The organism is Streptomyces sp. NBC_00425 (assembly GCF_036030735.1).
Lineage (GTDB): Bacteria > Actinomycetota > Actinomycetes > Streptomycetales > Streptomycetaceae > Streptomyces.
Genome location: NZ_CP107928.1, coordinates 2,839,293 through 2,859,637, shown reverse-complemented (window position 1 = coordinate 2,859,637; position 20,345 = coordinate 2,839,293). Strand labels below are relative to the sequence as shown.

Below are 20,345 nucleotides of genomic sequence, written 5' to 3'. Positions count from 1 at the left end.
CCGGGCGCCGGATCCGGCGCTCGCCCCGGCGTGAGCTTCGGCCCCGGTCGGGGCGTGGGCTTCGGCCCCGGTCGGGGCGTGGGCTTCGGTCCTGGCCTCGGCGTCGGGCAGCAGGCCGCTCAGGGCGGCGCACTGTTCGGGACCCATGACATGGTCCAGCGCCGCGGTGACCGTCTCGGCGAGCGCGCCGGAGGCTTCCCGCAGCAGCCGGCGGGCCTTGTCGGTGAGGGCGACCTCGACCCCCCGCTTGTCGCCGCAGACCGACTGGCGGGTGACGAGACCGGCGTGCTGCAGACAGGCGATCTGGTACGTCAGCCGGGTCTTGGGGCGTCCGAGCAGCTCGGCGATACGGGTCATGCGCAGACCCTGCCCGGGCTGTTCGGCCAGCAGGCACAGGACCAGGAACTCGTCGTGCGAGACGTCCAGCCGGTCCTTGACCACGGACCGCAGCCGTTGCTCCACCGCTCCCGTCGCCGCCAGCAGCAGCATCCACCCGCGCAGCTCGGGCGGCAGCAGGCCGTTGCCGGAGTCCTGCGCGGACGGGCAGGCGGGCAGGTCGGCGGGGTGGTCAGCGGGGTCTGCCATGGCTCCCAGTGTATCCGTAGTCCAAATTTGCACGACCCTATTGTTCAGATTTGGATTACCCGCTAGCGTGACTCCCACATCATCCAAATTTGGACCATCAAGGAGTACCGCCATGACCGTCGCCGTGGAAACCGGACTGTGGCAGCTCGACGCGGGCACCTCCACCGTCGCCCTCAAGCACCGGACGATGTGGGGCCTGGTCACCGTCAAGGGTGTGTTCACCGCCGTCGACGGCGGTGGCGAGGTGGCGGCCGACGGCACCGCGACCGGCGTCCTCACCCTCCGGGCGGCGTCCCTCGACACGAAGAACGCCAAGCGGGACGCCCATCTGCGCGGCGCGGACTTCTTCGACGCCGACAACCACCCCGACATCACGTTCGCGGTGCGCTCCGCCGAAATCGGCGCCGACGGGGCGGTCGAGGTGGCCGGTCAGCTCACCGTGCGCGGCATCAGCCGGCCGCAGACCCTCACCGCGCGAGTGAGCGGAGCGGACTCCGACGCCGTCACTCTGGACACGGAGTTCGCCGTGGATCGCAGTGAGTTCGGCCTGGGCTGGAACCAGCTGGGCATGATCCGCGGAACGGCCGCCGTCACCGCCACCCTCCGCTTCACCCGCAAGCCGGCCTGACGAGGGTCGGACCCCGACGTTCGGCCTCCGCGGGGGACCGGTGCGGTGGCGGTCCGTGTCGCTGTTGGGCCGAACGGGTGACTTGGCGTAAGAATTGACTGGTGCATGCATTGAAGGCGAGTCAGTTCTGGGGGTACCGGTGAACCGTTACGACGTCACCGATGAACAGTGGGAAGGGCTCGCTCAGGTCGTTCCGTTGCGCGGCCGGGACGCGTGGCCCTCGGCGGTGGACCACCGCTCGCTCCCGGACGCCGAGACGGAGACCCGGCGCCGCTTCGTCGTCCTGCGGGTCAACGTCTTCGCGGACGCCCGCGAGGTCGCCGAGACGCTGATGGCGGGCATCCCGGTGCTGCTCGACCTGACCGGGGCGGAGACCGACACCGCCAAACGGGTGCTGGACTTCTCCACCGGCGTCGTCTTCGGCCTGGCCAGCGGTATGCACCGGGTCGACCGCAACGTCTTCCTGCTCACCCCGCCGGGCACCGAGGTCGGCGGAATCATGGAGGGGGCGGGCGCACCGGGGGTCTGAGGGCGCGGGGCACGTCGCTCGATGGTGGGAAGCTTGTCGGGGCGTAACGGTTCGGCTGACAGCGGAGTCCTACCGTCCGGACATGCCCTCGTCGCTTTCCTCCTCCACCTCCCTGCCGCACACCGCCGCGCCGCCGCATGCCGCGCCCGACGGAGCGCCTACCGGGGACACACCCCCCACAGTGCCCCTGCAGGCGCAGGCGCAGGCGCACACACAGGCGCAGGCGCCGGCACCGGCGCACTGCGGGGCGGAGCAGCAGGCTGCGCCCCGCAGCGGCGGCGTGCGGACGGCGACCGTCGGCGGGCTCGCACTCCCGCGTGACCGTCCGAAGGCCGAGCCCGGCGACACGGTGTCCGCCCCCGCGCGATACCCGCGGTCCTGCGTCACCGAGTTGCGGCTCTCCGCTTTCGCGGGGCACCGGCGCGCCCGGTTCCTGCTGGGGGCCGTCACGCTGTTCACCGGGGCCAGCGGCAGCGGCAAGAGCACGGCGCTGCGGGCGTACGAGGCGCTGGCGCGGCTCGGGGGAGGGGCACGGCTGGCCGAGGTGTTCGCCGATCCGGTCGCGTGCGTGCCGCAGGGGGCGCGGCCCGACGCCCAGCGCCGCCGCGGGTTCCGCATCGGCTGCACGGCCGACGGCCCCGCGGGGCCGGTCCGACTCGACGTCGCCGTGCAGGCCGAGCCGGAGCTGCGCATCGTGGGCGAGCGGCTGAGCGCGGGCGGCGTCGTACTGCTGGAGACGGCGCTGCGCGATCCCGGACGGCGCACGGTGCAGGCCGCCTGGCACACCGGCGGCTCCGCGCCGGTGACGCGCGCCCCGCTGCCCGACGACCGGCTCGGCACCGCACTGCTGCCACTGCGCGTGGCGGGCAAGACCGACGGCCAGCGACAGGTGCTGGCCGCCGCCGAGCAGATGGTGGTCGCCCTGCGGTCCGTCTTCGCCTGCGACCCACAGCCCGACTGGATGGGCGTCCCCGTCCCCACCGGCACCGGCCGCCTGCTGACCGGCTGCGACAACCTGGCCGACGTCCTCTGGCGCACCCGCGAGGAGTGCGGGCGGCGGCACGCGGCGCTGGTGGCCGCGCTGTCCGCCGGATCCACCGGACCCGCGGGGCCGGTGGTGGACCTGCGCGCCGAACCGCTGGGCGACGGCACGGTCCGCGCGGTGCTCGACCGCGCCGACGGCGGGGGCACGGAACTCGCCCGGCTGGGATACGGCGAACTGCGCTACCTCGCCCTCGCCCTGGTACTGCTCACCGGGCCGGGCGTCCTCGACGTGGACCCGGCCGGCGAGGTTCCGGCCGCGATGCAGACGCTCACCCTGCTCGCCGACGGCCTGGACCGCGGCCTCGACGTCCGGCAGCGCGCCGAACTGCTGCGCCTGGCGGTGCGGATGGCCGAGCGCGGGCACATCCGCTGCGTCGGCGCGGTCAGCGACGGCTCCTGGGCCGCCCGTACGGACGGGGTGACGGTGGTAGACCTGGGGCCGTGACAGAACAACACCTGGATGTGGCGAAACTGCAGCGCAGACTGGCCGAGTTCGCGGCCGTGCGGAACTGGCAGCCCTTCCACACGCCCAAGAACCTCGTCGCCGCGCTCAGCGTGGAGGCGTCCGAACTCGTCGAGATCTTCCAGTGGCTGACGCCGGAGGAGTCGGCCCGCGTGATGGACGACCCGGACACCGCCCACCGGGTGACGGACGAGGTCGCCGACGTGCTCGCGTATCTGCTGCAGTTGTGCGAGGTGCTCGGCGTCGACCCGCTGGCGGCACTGGACGCGAAGATCGACCGCAACGAGCGCAGGTTTCCCGCACCCTAGCGCCGTGCACGGGTGACCTTCCTCAGCGTCACCGGCGGAGTCGCTGGGTCCGTTTTCACTCTCCGCAGTCGACCGGCGGACCGAAATCGATTTGTTGTCCACAGATTTCCGTCATCCTCTGGCTTTTCGCCCCTCGCACCCTCACTCTGGGTAGTGGATAAGGGTGTTCGGGCGGACGTGCGAACCAGCACGTCGGGGACAGACGGGGCGGCGTATGGACGCGGTGCGGCTCATCCTGACGAGCAGACGCGAACTGGCGGGCAGCGGCGAAGGTGTGGAGATCCTCACGCAGGTGTGGCAGGCGCAGGCCCTGGCGCAGGCGATCGGCAGTCGCCTCGCCGTCTCGGGCCCGCCCGAACTGCGCGGCGAGGCGCTGGGCCTGACCGAACTGGCCGGCCGGGGCTGCGGCGTGCTGGGCGCCCCGGACCTCGATCCGGGCGATCTGCTCGCCGCCCGACTGACCGAACTGGAGGACGCCCGCCAGGCGCTGCTCGATCTGGCCTGTCTGCTCGGCGAGGTCGGCATCGCCCTGGTGGGCCTCGCCAGCTCGGCGGACGACCAGGGCACGTACTGGAAGTGCATGGAGACCATCGACGCGGCGGACGAGTCCAGGGACCGGGTCCTGGAGATGCTGCGCAAGCTGACGGCGCGCGAGGAACGCGAGGAGCGGGAGGCGGCCTTACCGGAGCGGTGAGCCCGCCGGAACCGTGAACGCCTTGCCGGACGGCGAGCGCCTCGCCGGACGGCGAGCGCCCCGCTGGAGGGTGAGTGCCTCGCCGGAGGGTGAGTGCCTTGCCGGAGTGATGGACGGGCCGGCCGGCGTGCAGGATGGAGACATGGATCTTCGCATCTTCACCGAGCCCCAGCAGGGGGCGACCTACGACACCCTCCTCACTGTGGCGAAAGCCACCGAGGACCTCGGGTTCGACGCCTTCTTCCGGTCCGACCACTATCTGAAGATGGGCGACGTGAGCGGTCTCCCGGGCCCCACGGACGCCTGGATCACCCTCGCCGGTCTCGCCCGGGAGACGAAGCGCATCCGCCTCGGCACCCTGATGACCGCCGGTACCTTCCGGCTGCCCGGCGTGCTCGCCATCCAGGTCGCACAGGTGGACCAGATGTCCGGTGGGCGCGTCGAACTGGGCCTGGGCGCGGGCTGGTTCGAGGAGGAGCACACGGCGTACGGCATCCCCTTCCCGAAGGAGAAGATCGGCCGGCTGGAGGAGCAGCTGGAGATCGTCACGGGCCTGTGGGCCACCGAGCCCGGCAAGACCTTCGACTTCCACGGCGCGTACTACGAGCTCACCCGTTCGCCCGCGCTGCCCAAGCCCGCACAGGCGAAGGTCCCCGTGCTGATCGGCGGCAACGGCGCGACCCGCACCCCGCGGCTCGCCGCCCGGTTCGCCGACGAGTTCAACATGCCGTTCGGCACGGTCGAGGACAGCGCACGGCAGTTCGGCCGGGTGCGGGCGGCCGCCGAGGCGATCGGCCGCGACGCGGACACGATCACCCTCTCCAACGCCCTCGTCGTCTGCGTCGGCAGGGACGAACAGGAGCTCGCCCGGCGGGCCGCCGCGATCGGCCGCGAGGTCGACGAGCTCCGCACCAACGGGCTGGCCGGCTCCCCGGCCGAGGTCGTCGACAAGATCGGCCGCTTCGCCGAGGCGGGCTCCCGACGGATGTACCTCCAGGTCCTGGACCTGCACGACCTGGACCACCTGGAGCTGATCTCCGCGCAGGTGCAGACGCAACTGCCTTGAGGACGCGGGAGGAGGGGCGGGCACGGCGGCGCGTCCGAGCAACCGGGAGGGTGTTCCGCCGGTGACCTGTGACATGGCTGTGACCGGAGGAGTGGCTTCCGTCACGGCCCGCCGGACGGGCCCCTGATGGGGTGGCCGGATGCGCAGACCTGCCCTCCTCCTTCCCGCAGTGGCCGCCGCGCTGCTGCTCACGGCGTGCGGATCGGAACACGCCGGCACGCAGGCCGGCGGTAGCGGCGAGGGCGGTCCGGCGTCGCCGTCCCCCGTCGACCGGCCGACGGTCGACGGGGTGCGGATCACCTCCGTGACCATCCCCTCCGCGTCCGTTTCCGCGTCCCGTTCCGCTTCCTCCCCCTCGCCCACCGGATCCGGGGGAGGCGTCCGGGCCGACCGGCTCCCCGGCGGGCTCCCCGCCGACTCGGGCGTCTCGGCGGCCTACGAGGTGGTCAACTCCACGGCCGACGCGCTGACGTACACCGTCCTCTTCGACTTCACGACGAGCACGGGCGGGGTCATGAGCAACCAGAAGGTGACCGTGCGCTCGGTCGGACCCGGCCGCACGGTCACCGGAACCGTGCGGCTGGGGACGCTCGCACCGGGAGCCTCACGGGTGACGACGGTGAAGGTCGCCGAAGTGACCAGGGTTCCCGCGGAGGAGGCGCCGTCCGAACCGGGAGTCTGCCCGCCCTCCGGCGTCCGGGTCACCGCCGACGACGGTGACTCCGCCATGGGACTGCGGGTCGTGGGACTGCTCCTGGAGAACTGCGGAACCAAGGACCGCACCCTCGACGGCTACCCGCGACTGAGCCTGCTGGACGACGATCTCCAGCCGGTCCGGGGTGTCGAGGTGATGAAGGGCGGCGGCGGCATCGCCACCGTCGCCGGATTCGACGACCCGCCCCGGGCCGTGACCCTGAAGCCCGGCGAGCGGGCGAGCGCCGGGCTGATGTGGCGCAACACCACAGGCTTCGGCGACGCCGTGGACGTCCCGTACGTCAGGGTGCGCGCCACGGCCGGAACCGCGCCGGTGACGATCACCCCCCACCTGGACCTCGGCACCACGGGGAAGCTGGGAGTCAGCCCCTGGCGGAGGGCGGGAGAGCGGACCGGACCCGGCTCGTAGGCGGCGTCCGCGCCGTCTCCCACGGCTCACCAGGACCGACCAGGTCCGACCGACTGCGGCTGACCCAGGGCTGACCTGGGCTGACCAGGGCCGACGGTCGGCGGGCGGCGCCGATATTCCCGCGTGCCGGCGAGGGGATGTCGATAGGTTGGAGGGCGCGAGAGCACGCGACAAGCGCGCCCGCACCCCATCCGCACTCTTCCGAGGCCCACCGTGTTCCTGACGATCAGCACCACCGGCGACCCCGAACGCCCCGCCACCGACCTGGGCTTCCTGCTGCACAAGCACCCCGGGAAGACGCAGGCGTTCTCGACCTCCTACGGCACGGCCCATGTCTTCTATCCAGAGGCCGACGCCGAGCGCTGCACCGCGGCGCTGCTCCTGGAGGTGGACGCCGTGGCGCTGGTCCGGCGCGGCAAGGGCCGCGGCGGCGCCCCCGACGCGGCACTCGCCCAGTACGTCAACGACCGCCCCTACGCGGCCTCCTCGCTGCTCGCTGTGGCGCTCAGCGGCGTGTTCTCCAGCGCGATGCGCGGCGTCTGCGCAACGAAGCCCGAACTGCCCGCCCAGGCAAGGCAGTTGCGCGTCGAGGTGCCCGCGCTGCCGGCCCGCGGCGGCCCCGGCCTGGTCCGTGCCCTGTTCGAGCCGCTCGGCTGGACGGTGAGCGCCGAACCGGTCGCCCTCGACACGGAGTTCCCGCAATGGGGCGACTCCCGGTACGTGAGCCTGGTCCTGGAGTCGGAGACGCTCACCCTCGCCGAGGCCCTGCGGCACCTGTACGTCCTGCTGCCCGTCCTCGACGACGCCAAGCACTACTGGGTCTCCTCCGACGAGGTCGACAAACTGCTGCGCGCGGGCGAGGGCTGGCTGCCCGACCACCCCGAACAGAAACTGATCACCAGCCGGTACCTGTCCCGCCGCTGGTCGCTGACCCGGCAGGCGATGGAGCGACTGGAACTGGTCCGGCTCGCCGAGGCCGACGACAGCGAGGTCGAGGAGATCGACAACGCGGTCCAGGCGGAGGCCGAGACGGAGGACCGGCCGACCCCGCTGGCCGTGCAGCGCCGCGACGCGATCGTCGCCGCGCTCACCGAGGCGGGCGCCGCCCGGGTCCTCGACCTCGGCTGCGGCCAGGGCCAGCTGGTGCAGGCGCTGCTCAAGGACCCGCGGTTCACCGAGATCGTCGGCGTCGACGTGTCGATGCGCGCGCTCACCATCGCCTCCCGTCGGCTGAAACTCGACCGCATGGGGGAGCGGCAGGCCTCGCGCGTGCGGCTCCTGCAGGGCTCCCTCGCGTACACCGACACCCGCCTCAAGGGCTATGACGCGGCCGTCCTCAGCGAGGTGATCGAACACCTCGACCTGCCCCGGCTGCCCGCCCTGGAGTACGCGGTCTTCGGCTCGGCACGCCCGCGCACGGTCCTCGTGACCACCCCGAACGTCGAGTACAACGTGCGCTGGGAGAGCCTGCCGGCCGGTCACGTCCGGCACGGCGACCACCGCTTCGAGTGGACCCGCGAGGAGTTCCGCGGCTGGGCGTCCCAGGTCGCCGAGCGCCACGGATACGACGTGCGGTTCACCGCGGTCGGATCGGACGACCCGGAGGTCGGCCCGCCCACCCAGATGGCCGTCTTCGAGATGAGCACCGCAACCACAACCACAACCGCTACCGAAACCACAACCGCTACCGAAACCGCAACCGCAACCGCCGGCGGCACCGAGAAGAAGGAGGCGAAGGCAGCATGACCGAGACCGGGATTCCCCCGAAGCAGGGCCGCGTGCTGCCCGTCACCGACCTCTCCCTCGTCGTGCTCGTCGGCGCGTCCGGGGCCGGCAAGTCCAGCTTCGCCCGCCGCCACTTCAAGCCCACCGAGATCATCTCCTCCGACTTCTGCCGCGGTCTCGTCTCCGACGACGAGAACGACCAGAGCGCCACTCGGGACGCCTTCGACGTCCTGCACTACATCGCCGGCAAACGGCTCGCGGCCGGCCGCCGCACGGTCGTCGACGCGACCAGCGTGCAGCCCGAGGCCCGACGTCAACTCGTCGACCTGGCACGCCAGTACGACGTGCTGCCCATCGCCGTCGTGCTGGACGTGCCGGAAGAGGTGTGCGCCGCACGCAACGCCGCCCGCACCGACCGCGCCGACATGCCGCGCCGCGTCATCCAGCGCCACATCCGTGAACTCCGGCGCTCCCTGCGGGGCCTGGAGCGCGAAGGCTTCCGCAAGGTGCACATCCTGCGGGGCGTCGAGGACGTCGAGAACGCCACCGTCGTCACCGAGAAGCGCTTCAACGACCTGACCCACCTCACCGGGCCCTTCGACATCATCGGCGACATCCACGGCTGCGCCTCCGAACTGGAGTCGCTGCTGGGCAAGTTGGGCTACGCCGACGGAGTCCACCCGGAGGGCCGGCAGGCCGTGTTCGTCGGAGACCTCGTCGACCGGGGCCCGGACAGCCCGGCCGTGCTGCGCCGCGTGATGTCCATGGTCAAGTCGGGCAACGCCCTGTGCGTCCCCGGCAACCACGAGAACAAGTACGGCCGGTTCCTCAAGGGCCGCAACGTCCAGCACACCCACGGACTCGCCGAGACCATCGAGCAGATGGAGGGCGAGAGCGACGAGTTCCGTGCCGAGGTGAGGCAGTTCATCGACAAACTGGTCAGCCACTACGTCCTCGACGGCGGCCGACTGGTGGTCTGCCACGCGGGCCTGCCGGAGAAGTACCACGGCCGCACCTCCGGCCGCGTCCGCTCGCACGCGCTCTACGGCGAAACCACCGGCGAGACCGACGAGTTCGGCCTGCCGGTGCGCTACCCGTGGGCCGAGGACTACCGGGGTCGCGCGGCCGTGGTGTACGGCCACACACCCGTGCCCGAGGCCACCTGGCTGAACAACACCATCTGCCTGGACACCGGCGCCGTCTTCGGCGGCAAGCTGACCGCGCTGCGCTGGCCGGAGCGCGAGCTCGTCGACGTCCCGGCGGAGCAGGTCTGGTACGAGCCGGTGAAGCCGCTGCGGTCCGAGGCTCCGGGCGGCCACGACGGCCGTCCGCTGGACCTCGCGGACGTCCACGGCCGACGCATCGTCGAAACCCGTTACGACGGCCAGCTCCGCATCTCGATCCGGGAGGAGAACGCCGCCGCGGCCCTCGAGGTCATGAGCCGGTTCGCCGTCGACCCGCGCCTGCTGCCGTACCTCCCGCCGACCATGGCCCCGACCGCCACCAGCCGGGTGGACGGCTACCTGGAGCACCCGGCGGAGGCGTTCGCGCAGTACGCACGCGACGGTGTCGCACGGGTCGTGTGCGAGGAGAAGCACATGGGCTCGCGCGCGGTGGCCCTGGTCTGCCGGGACGCGGAAACTGCCCGCAAGCGTTTCGGAACCGTCGGCGGCGACCGAGGCCCGACCGGGTCCCTCTACACCCGCACCGGCCGCCCGTTCTTCGACGACGCGAAGGTCACCGAGGAGATCCTCGGCCGGATACGCGCGGCGGTGGACGAGGCCGGCCTCTGGACGGAGCTGGACACCGACTGGCTGCTGCTGGACGCCGAACTGATGCCGTGGTCGCTGAAGGCGTCGGGCCTGCTGCGCTCGCAGTACGCGGCCGTGGGCGCCGCGTCCGGCGCGGTCTTCCCGGGTGCGCTCGCCGCGCTGGACGGCGCTGCGGCCAGGGGCGTCGACGTCGCGGACCTCCTCGCCCGCCAGCGTGAACGCGCCTCGGACGCGGCGGCGTTCACCGAGGCCTACCGACGCTACTGCTGGACGACGGACGGTCTGGACGGCGTGCGTCTCGCCCCGTTCCAGATCCTCGCCGTCCAGGGACGCAGCCTCGCCGACCTGCCGCACGACGAACAGCTGTCGCTCCTCGACCGGCTGGTGGAGCACGACACCACGGGCCTGCTCCGCACCACCCGCCGTCTGTACGTCGACACGGCCGACCCCGAGTCGGTCCGGGCGGGCGTCGACTGGTGGCTGGAGATGACGGGGCGCGGCGGCGAGGGCATGGTCGTCAAGCCGCTGGGCGCACTGTGCCGGGACGAGGAGGGCCGCCTGGTCCAGCCCGGCATCAAGTGCCGCGGCCGCGAGTACCTCCGGATCATCTACGGCCCGGAGTACACCCGCCCCGACAACCTCGCCCGCCTGCGCGGCCGCTTCCTCAACCACAAGCGGTCGCTGGCGATCCGCGAATACGCCCTCGGCCTGGAGTCCCTGTCCCGGCTGGCGGAGGGCGAGCCCCTGTGGCGCGTCCACGAGGCGGTGTTCGGAGTCCTCGCCCTGGAATCGGAACCGGTGGACCCCCGACTGTGATGTCGTAGCCGACGACACTCGTGTCCGGCCCGTCCGGCGACGTATCGCGCGCAGCGCGGTGGCGGCGTCGGGCGGGCCGTGCTCGTCACCCCGCCCGTGCGAGCTGCGCGGGCGGATCACCCACCCCGGTCGGCTCGGACCGCCGGCCCGGGAACCGCTTGCCCGCGGTCCCCGCCGCCCGTCCCCGCAGCCGCCGAAGCGGAGGGCACGGCCTGCCGAGCACGCACGCTGCAACCGATTACCGCCGATTACCGCCGATTACCGCCGATTACCGCCGATTACCGCAGATCGCCGCCGACCCGTGGGGTGCGTCGGACGGCCGCGGCCGACTGCGAACATGCGTCGACGGCCGCGAGCGACGTTCGCTGCCGGGTGGTGCCGGGTGGTGACGGGTGGCGGGTGGCGGTCGGTCGCTGGTGGGGCCCTGTCGGGTCTTGCCGGGACTGACCGACCAGGCGGTCCACCGTCTTCGCCCACGTGGCCGACCGGGGCGCGTCCGGACGACCGGGCCGTCTCGTCGGGGCGCGGCCGCTCGCCGTGCCCGGTGGCAGCGGGGCCCCGGGCGAGGCGGGGCCCGCAGGGGCCGGTGAAACGCCGGCGCGCGAAGCGGCCGCTGCGCCGCTTCCCGCGCGGCAGCCTTCCGGCCTGTCTCGCCTGTGCGCCGCTCACCCCGCGAGCCGCAGCCGCTCCCCGCACACCCCCACCCGAACCCGCTGCCCCCACGTCAGTTCCAGCGCGTCGCTCTCGATGCCGTCGCCGAAGGCGATGAGGCGCTCCGACTCGACCGTCAGCGTCAGCCGGCCGCCGGCCGCGAGCTCGCCCGCGACCAGGGACGTTCCGGTCGCCGGGGACGGCCACGCCTCCCGCACGAACCACACCAGCCGGTCCTCCGTCGGCCCCGGCAGCCGCAGGCGACCGTCGCTCCCGGCCCCGCCCCGCTCCTGCCACACCGACCGGAGCCAGCCGGTCGCCCCCGTGCCCGTGCCCACCAGCACCCCGGAGGAGGCCTGGGCCTCGACGACACCCCCGTCGTCGTCGAGGCCCAGGCGGTAGCGGGCGGTCTGATGACCTGCGGCGCCCAGATAGATCTCGTTGAGGGCCAGCAGCCGCTGGGTGTCGTCCGCGACCGCCTCCACCATGGTCAGCTCGTCCGTGCCGGCGCCCGCCGCGAGGACGGAGCGCAGCAGCGACGCGGCGTCCTGCGGACGGTGACGCACCAGGACGCCCGGGTTGCGGCCCGGGTCGGTGTCGATGCCCACCACCGGCTGTCCGGTCAGGTACTTGGCGACGTTCGCCACCAGACCGTCCTGGCCGACCACGACCACCACGTCCTCCGGCGCGAACAGGAACCGGTCCAGGTCGGCCCGTTCCACGCTCGTCTGACGCCACGTCAGTGGGACGGCGGCCGTCACCTCCGCCAGCGCCCGCCGGGTGCGCCGGTGGCGTTCGGCGACCTCCTCGATGTCCCTGCCCCGCGAGGAGAGGAAGAAGGCGGCCTGGCCGTGCGTGCCGTGCCGGGCCGTCAACTCCTCGTATTCCGTGGTGCGATGGACCAGCACGGCCCGCGGGGCGAGACTCACTCCGTTGCTCCCAGCTTGGCGAGCAGCCCCGTCAGCACGTCCGGTGAGATCGTCACGCTGTCGATGTGCGGCAGGTTCTCCGCGAGCCGCGTCCCGGTGAGGGCGTGCAGCGTCGCGACGTCGACGTCCCCGTGCACCCGCAGCCAGGCGGCCTGCGCCTGGGCCCGCGCCTCGCCGACCTCGCGCGCCGCCTGCGCCTCGGCGCGGGCGAGCTGGACCGAGCGGGCCGCCTCCGCCTCGGAGAGCCGGGCCATGCGCACCGCCTCCGCCTGCGCCAACCGCTCCGTGCGCAGCGCCTCGGCGTCCGCCAGCTGTATCTGTTTCGCCGCCTCCGCCTCCGCGAGCTTCACCGACCGGGCCGCCTCCGCCTGCGCGAGCCGCACGGTCCGTGTCGCCTCCGCCTCGGCCCGCACCTTGTCCGCGGCCGCGCTCTCCTCCGCCTCGCGACGGGTGTTCGTGCCGCGCTGCTCGACCAGCTGCTCCTCACGGCGGGCCAGCTCGATCTTGCTGGCCAGCTCGTTCTCGGCGATCGTCCGCTCCCGTTCGACGGCCACCGCCCGCCGCTCGTACGTCGCCCGGTCGGCCTCCTGCTGGATCAGCTCGCGCGCCGGCGTGCGCAGCGCCCGCTCCACCTCGGGCTCCGGGCGGAGCGCCACCACCCGGACGGCCACGACCTCGATGCCGGTGGCCGGCAGCCGCGGCTCCGCCGCCAGCCCCGCGGCGACCCGCTCCCGCACCGCCGTCACGCCGTCCACCAGCGCCGACGACAGAGAAGTGCGGGCGAGGACGTCCAGCGCGTGCTGCTGCGCCGTCTCGGTCAGCAGGGTGCCCAGCTGCTCGAGCGGCGCGCCGCGCCACGCCCCGGTGTCCGGGTCGACGGAGAAGTCCAGACGGGCGGCTGCCAGGGCCGGGTCGCTGATCCGGTACGTCACCGTGGCCTGAACCGCCACGTCCTGGAAGTCGACGGTGCGGGCGTGGAACGTCATGGCCAGCTCGCGGTCGTCTACCGGCACTTCGGAGAGCGCGGCGCTCAGCGCCCGGAACCAGAAGCTGAGCCCCGGTCCGTCGTGCGCCAGCTTGCCGGAACGGTGGTGGCGTACGTGCGCGGTCGGAGCGCCGCGCAGATGGCGCCAGCCCAGGCGTCGGGTGATGTCGGCCATGAGTGACCCCCCTCGGTCTCGATTCTCGTCAAAACGACGATAAGAAAACGATAGCCCGCCCTCCCCTTGTCGTCAAGAGGACGAAAACCGGGAGCGGAACAAGCCCGCGCGGAATCGGTCCAGTAGTGGGTGAAGGCGGTCCCCGGTGGTCAGGATGGAGTCATGGGATTCCATGTCGACTCCGAAGCCGGACGCCTGCGCCGCGTCATCCTGCACCGGCCGGATCTCGAGCTCAAAAGGCTCACCCCCAGCAACAAGGACGCCCTTCTCTTCGACGACGTGCTCTGGGTGCGCCGGGCGCGCGCCGAGCACGACGGGTTCGCCGACGTGCTGCGCGACCGCGGCGTCGCCGTCCACCTCTTCGGCGACCTGCTCACCGAGGCCATGGCCATCCCGGCGGCGCGAGCGCTCGTCCTGGACCGCGTCTTCGACGAGAAGGAGTACGGGGTGCTCGCCACCGACCACCTCCGCGCCGCCTTCGAGGACCTCCCCGCCCCGCAGCTGGTGGAGGCCCTCGTCGGCGGCATGACCAAGCGGGAGTTCCTGGAAGCGCATCCCGAACCGACCTCCGTGCGCTTCCATGTCATGGAGCTCGACGACTTCCTCCTCGACCCGCTTCCCAACCACCTCTTCACCCGCGACACCTCGGCCTGGATCTACGACGGCGTCGCCATCAACGCCATGCGCTGGCCGGCCCGGCAGCGAGAGACCGTCCATTTCGAGGCCATCTACCGGCACCACCCCCTCTTCCGCGGCGAGACGTTCCGTGTCTGGTCCGAGGGGCAGGCCGACTACCCCTCCACCATCGAGGGCGGGGACGTCCTCGTGATCGGCAACGGCGCCGTGCTGATCGGCATGAGCGAGCGCACCACCCCGCAGGCCGTCGAGATGCTCGCCCACAAGCTGTTCGCCGCCGGCTCGGCCGAGACCATCGTGGCGCTCGACATGCCCAAGCGGCGTGCCTTCATGCACCTCGACACCGTGATGACCATGGTCGACGGCGACACCTTCACGCAGTACGCGGGCCTCGGCATGCTCCGCTCGTACACCATCGAACCGGGCGTCGGAGAGAAGGAACTGAAGGTCACCGACCACCCTCCGGAGCACATGCACCGCGCCATCGCAGCGGCTCTCGGCCTCAGCGAGATCCGGGTGCTCACCGCCACCCAGGACGTGCATGCCGCCGAACGCGAGCAGTGGGACGACGGCTGCAACGTGCTCGCCGTGGAGCCGGGCGTCGTCATCGCCTACGAGCGCAACGTCACCACCAACACCCATCTGCGCAAACAGGGCATCGAAGTGATAGAGATCCCCGGCAGCGAACTCGGCCGGGGGAGAGGGGGCCCGCGCTGCATGAGCTGCCCGGTCGAACGCACCCCTGTATAGAAATGCTAATCTTCGTATAGAGTTCCAGTGTCCTGTTCTCGTACCTCTGGAGCGCCCCCATGGCGACTGTCCCGACCGCCCTCGCCGGCCGCCACTTCCTCAAGGAGCTGGACTTCACGGGGGAGGAGTTCCGCGGTCTGATCGAGCTGGCCGCCGAGCTGAAGGCCGCCAAGAAGGCCGGGACCGAGGTACAGCACCTGCGCGGCAGGAACATCGCCCTCATCTTCGAGAAGACCTCGACGCGCACCCGCTGCGCGTTCGAGGTCGCCGCCGCCGACCAGGGCGCCTCGACCACCTACCTGGACCCGGCCGGCTCGCAGATCGGCCACAAGGAGTCGGTGAAGGACACCGCGCGCGTGCTGGGCCGCATGTACGACGGCATCGAGTACCGCGGCGACAGCCAGCACAAGGTCGAGGAGCTGGCCGCCCACGCGGGCGTGCCGGTCTTCAACGGCCTCACCGACGACTGGCATCCCACCCAGATGCTCGCCGACGTGCTGACGATGACCGAGCACTGCGCGAAGGGCCTGGACGGCGGAATCGTCTTCGCCTACCTCGGCGACGCGCGCTTCAACATGGGCAACTCCTACCTGATCACCGGGGCGCTGCTCGGCATGGACGTCCGCATCGTCGCGCCGAAGGAGTACTGGCCCGCCGACGAGGTCGTCGCGAAGGCCCGCGAGCTCGCCGCGGACAGCGGGGCCACCGTCCTGCTCACCGAGGACGTCGCCGAGGGCGTGCGCGGCGCCGACTTCGTCGCCACCGACGTCTGGGTCTCCATGGGCGAGCCCAAGGAGGTCTGGGCCGAGCGGATCGCCGCCCTCGGCTCCTACGCCGTCACCATGGACGTCCTGCGCGCCACCGGCAACCCGGACGTCCGGTTCCTGCACTGCCTGCCGGCCTTCCACGACCTGGGCACCGCGGTCGGCCAGGGGATATTCGAGAGCCACGGCCTCGACTGCCTCGAGGTGACCGACGAGGTCTTCGAGTCGGCGCACTCCGTCGTCTTCGACGAGGCGGAGAACCGTCTGCACACCATCAAGGCCGTCCTGGTCGCCACCCTCGCCGGCAACCCGCGGGGCTGACCGGGGACGCGCCGCTCACGCCGCCGCTCACGCCGGACGAGGGCTACGCTGCGGCGGAACCGCGGCCAGCCGGAACCACACCGCCTTGCCCTGCTCGGTGGGCCGGTGCCCGCAGGACGAGCTGAGCGCGCGGATCAGCAGCAGTCCGCGTCCGTGCTCGTGCCAGGGGTCGGGCTCCCCGCCGGACGGACGGGTGAGGTCGCCCGGCGGCACCGGGTCGGCGTCGTGCACCTCGACCTGGCAACCGCTCGGATACAGCTCCACGACCAGCTCTATCGGCGCGTCCCCGGCGGTGTGCTCCACGGCGTTCGCGACCAGCTCGGCCGTGAGCAGCTCCGCCGTGTCGCTGTCCGCCCCGTGCTTCAGCTCGGCCAGCGCCGTACGGACCAGCGCACGGGCCACCGGCACGGCCGCGGCGGTGTGCGGCAGCGCGATTCGCCAGGAGGCGGCGGAATCGGAGGGGCGTTCGTGCAAGGCGAGTCCGTTCATGGCGCAGGTTCCCGTGATCGACATCAGGCGGTCCTGCCTTCAACTTCAGGAATGGTACGGCGACCTCCGGCAGAGACGCTCGGTGGGCACCGCGCGGGACGTTCCGACCCCGCTGTCGGGCGGCTTACCCGCGTCAACGCTCTCCCTCGCGCACCTGATCCGGTTGTTACCGCCTTATCGACGACCGGTGACGTGTGTGACGGGCGCACGCCGTGCAGTGACACGGCGACACAGGGCGATTCTGCCCCCGCCGTATATCGCGCACTCATGACGACAGTCACGAGAGAGTGATAACTTCGTAGGCGACCGTCGAGGAGGCCGCCCTCATGAGTCCCTTCACCGGCTCCGCCGCCCGCACCCCCGACTGGCGTCATCTGCACGTCGAGCACACCGACGGCGTCGCCACCGTCACCCTCGCCCGCCCGGAAAAGCTCAACGCCCTCACCTTCGGCGCCTACGCCGACCTGCGCGACCTGCTCGCCGAGCTGTCCAGGGAGCGGTCGGTCCGCGCCCTGGTGCTGGCCGGCGAAGGCCGGGGCTTCTGCTCCGGCGGCGACGTCGACGAGATCATCGGCGCCACCCTCGGCATGGACACCGCCCAGCTCCTCGACTTCAACCGGATGACCGGCCAGGTCGTGCGGGCCCTGCGGGAATGCCCGTTCCCGGTGATCGCAGCCGTGCACGGAGTGGCGGCCGGCGCCGGCGCGGTCCTCGCGCTGGCCGCCGACTTCCGGGTCGCCGACCCCGGCGCCCGCTTCGCGTTCCTCTTCACCCGTGTCGGCCTCTCCGGCGGCGACATGGGCGCCGCCTACCTGCTGCCCCGGATCGTCGGGCTCGGCCACGCCACCCGGCTCCTCATGCTCGGCGAACCCGTCCGCGCCCCGGAGGCCGAGCGGATCGGCCTCATCAGCGAACTGACTGAGGAAGGACGGGCCGACGAGGCCGCCCGAACCCTGGCCCGTCGCCTGGCCGACGGCCCGGCACTCGCCTACGCCCAGACGAAGGCACTGCTGACCGCCGAACTGGACATGCCGCTCGCGGCCTCCGTGGAACTCGACGCCGCCACTCAGGCCCTGCTCATGAACGGCGAGGACTACGCCGAGTTCCACGAGGCGTTCACCCAGAAGCGCCCCCCGAAATGGCGAGGCCGATGAAACCGCCTTCGAGAACAACACCTGCTGCGACACCGTTTGCGACACCGGCTACGACATCTGCTACGACACCCGCTACGACATCGGTTTCCAGGACGGCGGCTCCGGAGGCGGCGGATACCGAGACACCGGTTTCCCGAACGACGCCTTCGAAGAAACCGGCCTCCGAAGCGACAAGTTCGGGGAAAGCGGTTACGGGAACTGTGCATGCGAGGAAAGCGATTACGGAAACGGCAAATGCGGGGGAACCGGTTACGGAAACAACAACCCTTGTGACACCGGATTCCGGGACGACGCTCGCCAGGACGTCTGCGCCGGCGGCGACGGCCTCCGCGCTCCGGAGCGACGTCGGCACGGGGGCCCGCCGCACCCCGCGACCCGCCCCGTCCGACCGTCCTCAGCCGCCCGCTCCGGCAGGACGCCCCCGGCGCATCGCGATCATCGGCGGCGGCCCCGGCGGTCTCTACGCGGCGGCCCTGCTCAAACGCCTCGACCCCGCCCGCGAGATCACCCTCTGGGAACGCAACGCCCCCGAGGACACCTTCGGCTTCGGCGTCGTCCTCTCCGACGAGACCCTGGGTGGCATCGAGCACGCCGACCCGGCCGTGTACCGCTCCCTGCGGGAGGACTTCGTCCGGTGGGACGACATAGACATCGTCCACCGCGGCGTCCGCCACACCTCCGGCGGACACGGCTTCGCCGCCCTCGGCCGTCGCAGGCTGCTGGAGATCCTGCACGAGCGCTGCCGTTCCCTCGGCGTCGATCTGCGCTTCCGTACGCAGGCGCCCGCTCCCGCCCGCCTTGCGGAGGAGTACGACCTCGTCGTCGCCGCGGACGGAGTGCACAGCGCCACCCGGGAGGCGTACGCGGAGGTGTTCAGGCCCCGGGTGACGGGCCACCGCTGCCGCTACATCTGGCTGGCCGCGGACCTCGCCTTCGACGCCTTCCGCTTCGAGATCGCCGAGACCGAGCACGGCGTGATGCAGCTGCACGGCTACCCCTACGCGGCCGACGCCTCGACCGTGATCGTCGAGATGCGTGAGGAGGTGTGGCGAGCAAGCGGTTTCGACGAAGTCGACGAGCAGGAGTCCGTCGCACGCTGCGCCAAGATCTTCGCCGACGCCCTCGGCGGCCGTGCCCTGAAGTCCGACAACTCCGCGTGGACCACCTTCCGCACGGTCGTCAACGCACGGTGGTCGCACGGCAACGTGGTCCTCCTGGGCGACGCCGCGCACACCGCCCACTTCTCGATCGGCTCCGGCACCAAGCTGGCCGTCGAGGACGCGCTGGCGCTCGCCGCCTGCCTGGAGGAACACCCCGACCTCCGCACGGCGGTGACCGCCTACGAGGAGGAACGCCGGCCCGTCGTCGCCTCCACCCAGCGGGCTGCCCGCGCCAGCCTGGAATGGTTCGAGAACCTCGGCCTCTACCTCGGTCAGCCGCCCCGCAGGTTCGCCTTCAACCTGCTCACCCGCAGCCGCCGCGTGACCCACGACAACCTGCGGCTGCGCGACTCCCGCTTCACCGTGGCCGTGGAGCGGGAGTTCGGCTGCCCGCCCGCAACGCCCCCGATGTTCACCCCGTTCCGGCTGCGCGGCCTGACCCTGCGCAACCGGGTCGTCGTGTCCCCCATGGACATGTACTCGGCGGTGGACGGTCTCCCCGGCGACTTCCACCTCGTCCACCTCGGCGCCCGTGCCCTCGGCGGAGCCGGACTGGTGATGACGGAGATGGTGTGCGTGTCCCCGGAGGGCCGCATCACACCCGGCTGCACCGGCCTCTACACCGACCGGCAGGCCGACGGCTGGCGGCGCGTCACCGACTTCGTGCACGCGCAAGCGCCGGGAGCCGCGATCGGCGTGCAGCTCGGCCACTCCGGGCGCAAGGGCTCGACGAGGCTGATGTGGGAGGGCATGGACGAACCACTGCCGGACGGCAACTGGCCGCTCGTGGCCGCGTCGGCCCTGCCGTACAAGCCGGGCAGTCAGACGCCGCGCGAACTGAGCCGCGGCCAACTCCGCGATGTGCGCGAACAGTTCACGACCGCCGCTCGCCGGGCCGCCCGAGCCGGCTTCGATCTCCTCGAACTGCACTGCGCGCACGGCTACCTGCTGTCCGGCTTCCTCTCACCGCTCACCAACCTCCGCACGGACGCCTACGGAGGCTCTCTCGCCGGACGGCTGCGCTTCCCGCTCGAGGTCTTCGACGCGGTCCGCGAGGTGTGGCCGGACCGGCGACCCATGACCGTCCGTATCTCAGCCGCCGACTGGGCCGAGGGCGGCACCTCGGCCGACGACGCCGTCGGCATCGCCCGCGCGTTCGCCGAGCACGGCGCCGACGCCGTCGACGTCTCCACGGGACAGGTGGTGGCCGAGGAAAGGCCCGACTACGGACGCTCCTACCAGACGCCGTTCGCCGACCGCATCCGCCACGAGGCGGGCGTCCCGGTGATCGCGGTCGGCGCGATCTCCTCCTGGGACGACGTCAACTCACTGATCCTCGCGGGCCGTACGGACCTCTGCGCCCTCGCCCGACCCCACCTCTACGACCCGAACTGGACCCTGCACGCGGCCGCCGAGCAGGGCTACTCCGGCCCGGGCGCCGAGTGGCCCGCGCCCTACCGTGCGGGCAGCAGACCCCCGCGCACCGGCCGGGCGGACGCACCCAAACCCCGCCTGAGCCTGGGAAGATGAGACCGGCGGCCTGCGCCGAGCATGGCCGGACCGAGCAGGGTCGGACCG

General features: G+C 72.1%; 16 protein-coding genes and 1 pseudogene. 13 read left to right on the top strand and 4 right to left on the bottom strand.

What is annotated here, in order from left to right:
- Positions 1 to 87: 87 nt before the first annotated feature.
- Positions 88 to 585: pseudogene (locus OHS82_RS11910) on the bottom strand (MarR family winged helix-turn-helix transcriptional regulator); the annotation flags it as partial.
- A 112-nt stretch (positions 586 to 697) separates the two neighbouring features.
- Here OHS82_RS11910 and OHS82_RS11905 point away from each other — a divergent pair.
- From OHS82_RS11905 to OHS82_RS11865, 9 genes are all read left to right on the top strand, one after another.
- Positions 698 to 1,213, top strand: coding sequence for a YceI family protein (locus OHS82_RS11905; protein WP_057575623.1), 516 nt, complete (start codon positions 698 to 700; stop codon positions 1,211 to 1,213).
- Between the two features lie 139 nt (positions 1,214 to 1,352).
- Positions 1,353 to 1,742 carry a cell division protein SepF gene (locus OHS82_RS11900; RefSeq protein ID WP_057575626.1) on the top strand — a complete coding sequence of 130 codons (390 nt, stop codon included), beginning with the start codon at positions 1,353 to 1,355 and terminating at the stop codon, positions 1,740 to 1,742.
- A gap of 82 nt (positions 1,743 to 1,824) precedes the next feature.
- A complete protein-coding gene (locus OHS82_RS11895; protein WP_328433844.1) occupies positions 1,825 to 3,231 on the top strand; it encodes an ATP-binding protein in 1,407 nt (468 codons plus the stop codon).
- The gene (locus OHS82_RS11890) at positions 3,228 to 3,557 is read left to right on the top strand and encodes a nucleotide pyrophosphohydrolase (protein WP_057575630.1); all 330 of its coding nucleotides are present in this window, start codon (positions 3,228 to 3,230) and stop codon (positions 3,555 to 3,557) included. The genes OHS82_RS11895 and OHS82_RS11890 overlap by 4 nt, the downstream gene beginning before the upstream one ends.
- 214 nt (positions 3,558 to 3,771) lie before the next feature.
- A complete protein-coding gene (locus OHS82_RS11885) occupies positions 3,772 to 4,251 on the top strand; it encodes a DUF6099 family protein (protein ID WP_057575633.1) in 480 nt (159 codons plus the stop codon).
- A 142-nt stretch (positions 4,252 to 4,393) separates the two neighbouring features.
- The gene (locus tag OHS82_RS11880; protein WP_057575636.1) at positions 4,394 to 5,317 is read left to right on the top strand and encodes an LLM class F420-dependent oxidoreductase; all 924 of its coding nucleotides are present in this window, start codon (positions 4,394 to 4,396) and stop codon (positions 5,315 to 5,317) included.
- Positions 5,318 to 5,456: 139 nt separating this feature from the next.
- Positions 5,457 to 6,440 (top strand): DUF4232 domain-containing protein, encoded by a 984-nt coding sequence (locus tag OHS82_RS11875; protein WP_057575640.1) that lies wholly within the window; start codon positions 5,457 to 5,459, stop codon positions 6,438 to 6,440.
- Positions 6,441 to 6,653: 213 nt separating this feature from the next.
- Complete coding sequence (locus OHS82_RS11870; protein WP_328433843.1) at positions 6,654 to 8,186, top strand: 3' terminal RNA ribose 2'-O-methyltransferase Hen1; 1,533 nt, start codon at positions 6,654 to 6,656, stop codon at positions 8,184 to 8,186.
- Positions 8,183 to 10,753 carry a polynucleotide kinase-phosphatase gene (locus OHS82_RS11865; RefSeq protein ID WP_328433842.1) on the top strand — a complete coding sequence of 857 codons (2,571 nt, stop codon included), beginning with the start codon at positions 8,183 to 8,185 and terminating at the stop codon, positions 10,751 to 10,753. The genes OHS82_RS11870 and OHS82_RS11865 overlap by 4 nt, the downstream gene beginning before the upstream one ends.
- Before the next feature lie 665 nt (positions 10,754 to 11,418).
- Here the strand turns inward: OHS82_RS11865 and OHS82_RS11860 are convergent.
- On the bottom strand, positions 11,419 to 12,333 hold the full coding sequence (locus OHS82_RS11860) for an NAD(+)/NADH kinase (RefSeq protein ID WP_057575646.1): 915 nt from the start codon (positions 12,331 to 12,333) through the stop codon (positions 11,419 to 11,421).
- Positions 12,330 to 13,493 (bottom strand): SPFH domain-containing protein, encoded by a 1,164-nt coding sequence (locus tag OHS82_RS11855; RefSeq protein WP_057575649.1) that lies wholly within the window; start codon positions 13,491 to 13,493, stop codon positions 12,330 to 12,332. The genes OHS82_RS11860 and OHS82_RS11855 overlap by 4 nt, the downstream gene beginning before the upstream one ends.
- Positions 13,494 to 13,655: 162 nt before the next feature.
- On the opposite strand from OHS82_RS11855, the gene OHS82_RS11850 reads away from it, so the two are divergent.
- A complete protein-coding gene (locus OHS82_RS11850; protein WP_057575651.1) occupies positions 13,656 to 14,879 on the top strand; it encodes an arginine deiminase in 1,224 nt (407 codons plus the stop codon).
- A 59-nt stretch (positions 14,880 to 14,938) separates the two neighbouring features.
- Entirely contained in the window at positions 14,939 to 15,964 is a 1,026-nt protein-coding gene (gene argF, locus OHS82_RS11845) for an ornithine carbamoyltransferase (RefSeq protein WP_057575653.1), read from the top strand.
- Positions 15,965 to 15,991: 27 nt separating this feature from the next.
- On the opposite strand, the gene OHS82_RS11840 is transcribed toward argF, so the two are convergent.
- The gene (locus tag OHS82_RS11840; RefSeq protein ID WP_328436055.1) at positions 15,992 to 16,453 is read right to left on the bottom strand and encodes an ATP-binding protein; all 462 of its coding nucleotides are present in this window, start codon (positions 16,451 to 16,453) and stop codon (positions 15,992 to 15,994) included.
- A 326-nt stretch (positions 16,454 to 16,779) separates the two neighbouring features.
- On the opposite strand from OHS82_RS11840, the gene OHS82_RS11835 reads away from it, so the two are divergent.
- Both OHS82_RS11835 and OHS82_RS11830 read left to right on the top strand, forming a co-directional pair.
- Entirely contained in the window at positions 16,780 to 17,607 is an 828-nt protein-coding gene (locus tag OHS82_RS11835) for an enoyl-CoA hydratase family protein (protein ID WP_057575656.1), read from the top strand.
- A gap of 428 nt (positions 17,608 to 18,035) precedes the next feature.
- Complete coding sequence (locus OHS82_RS11830) at positions 18,036 to 20,297, top strand: bifunctional salicylyl-CoA 5-hydroxylase/oxidoreductase (protein ID WP_328436054.1); 2,262 nt, start codon at positions 18,036 to 18,038, stop codon at positions 20,295 to 20,297.
- Positions 20,298 to 20,345: the final 48 nt, after the last annotated feature.

Coding starts and splice junctions, on each gene's coding strand:
- OHS82_RS11905 (WP_057575623.1), top strand. CDS start 698: ATGACCGTCGCCGTGGAAACCGGACTGTGGCAGCTCGACGCGGGCACC.
- OHS82_RS11895 (WP_328433844.1), top strand. CDS start 1,825: ATGCCCTCGTCGCTTTCCTCCTCCACCTCCCTGCCGCACACCGCCGCG.
- OHS82_RS11885 (WP_057575633.1), top strand. CDS start 3,772: ATGGACGCGGTGCGGCTCATCCTGACGAGCAGACGCGAACTGGCGGGC.
- OHS82_RS11880 (WP_057575636.1), top strand. CDS start 4,394: ATGGATCTTCGCATCTTCACCGAGCCCCAGCAGGGGGCGACCTACGAC.
- OHS82_RS11875 (WP_057575640.1), top strand. CDS start 5,457: ATGCGCAGACCTGCCCTCCTCCTTCCCGCAGTGGCCGCCGCGCTGCTG.
- OHS82_RS11865 (WP_328433842.1), top strand. CDS start 8,183: ATGACCGAGACCGGGATTCCCCCGAAGCAGGGCCGCGTGCTGCCCGTC.
- OHS82_RS11855 (WP_057575649.1), bottom strand. CDS start 13,493: ATGGCCGACATCACCCGACGCCTGGGCTGGCGCCATCTGCGCGGCGCT.
- OHS82_RS11850 (WP_057575651.1), top strand. CDS start 13,656: ATGGGATTCCATGTCGACTCCGAAGCCGGACGCCTGCGCCGCGTCATC.
- argF (WP_057575653.1), top strand. CDS start 14,939: ATGGCGACTGTCCCGACCGCCCTCGCCGGCCGCCACTTCCTCAAGGAG.
- OHS82_RS11840 (WP_328436055.1), bottom strand. CDS start 16,453: ATGAACGGACTCGCCTTGCACGAACGCCCCTCCGATTCCGCCGCCTCC.
- OHS82_RS11835 (WP_057575656.1), top strand. CDS start 16,780: ATGAGTCCCTTCACCGGCTCCGCCGCCCGCACCCCCGACTGGCGTCAT.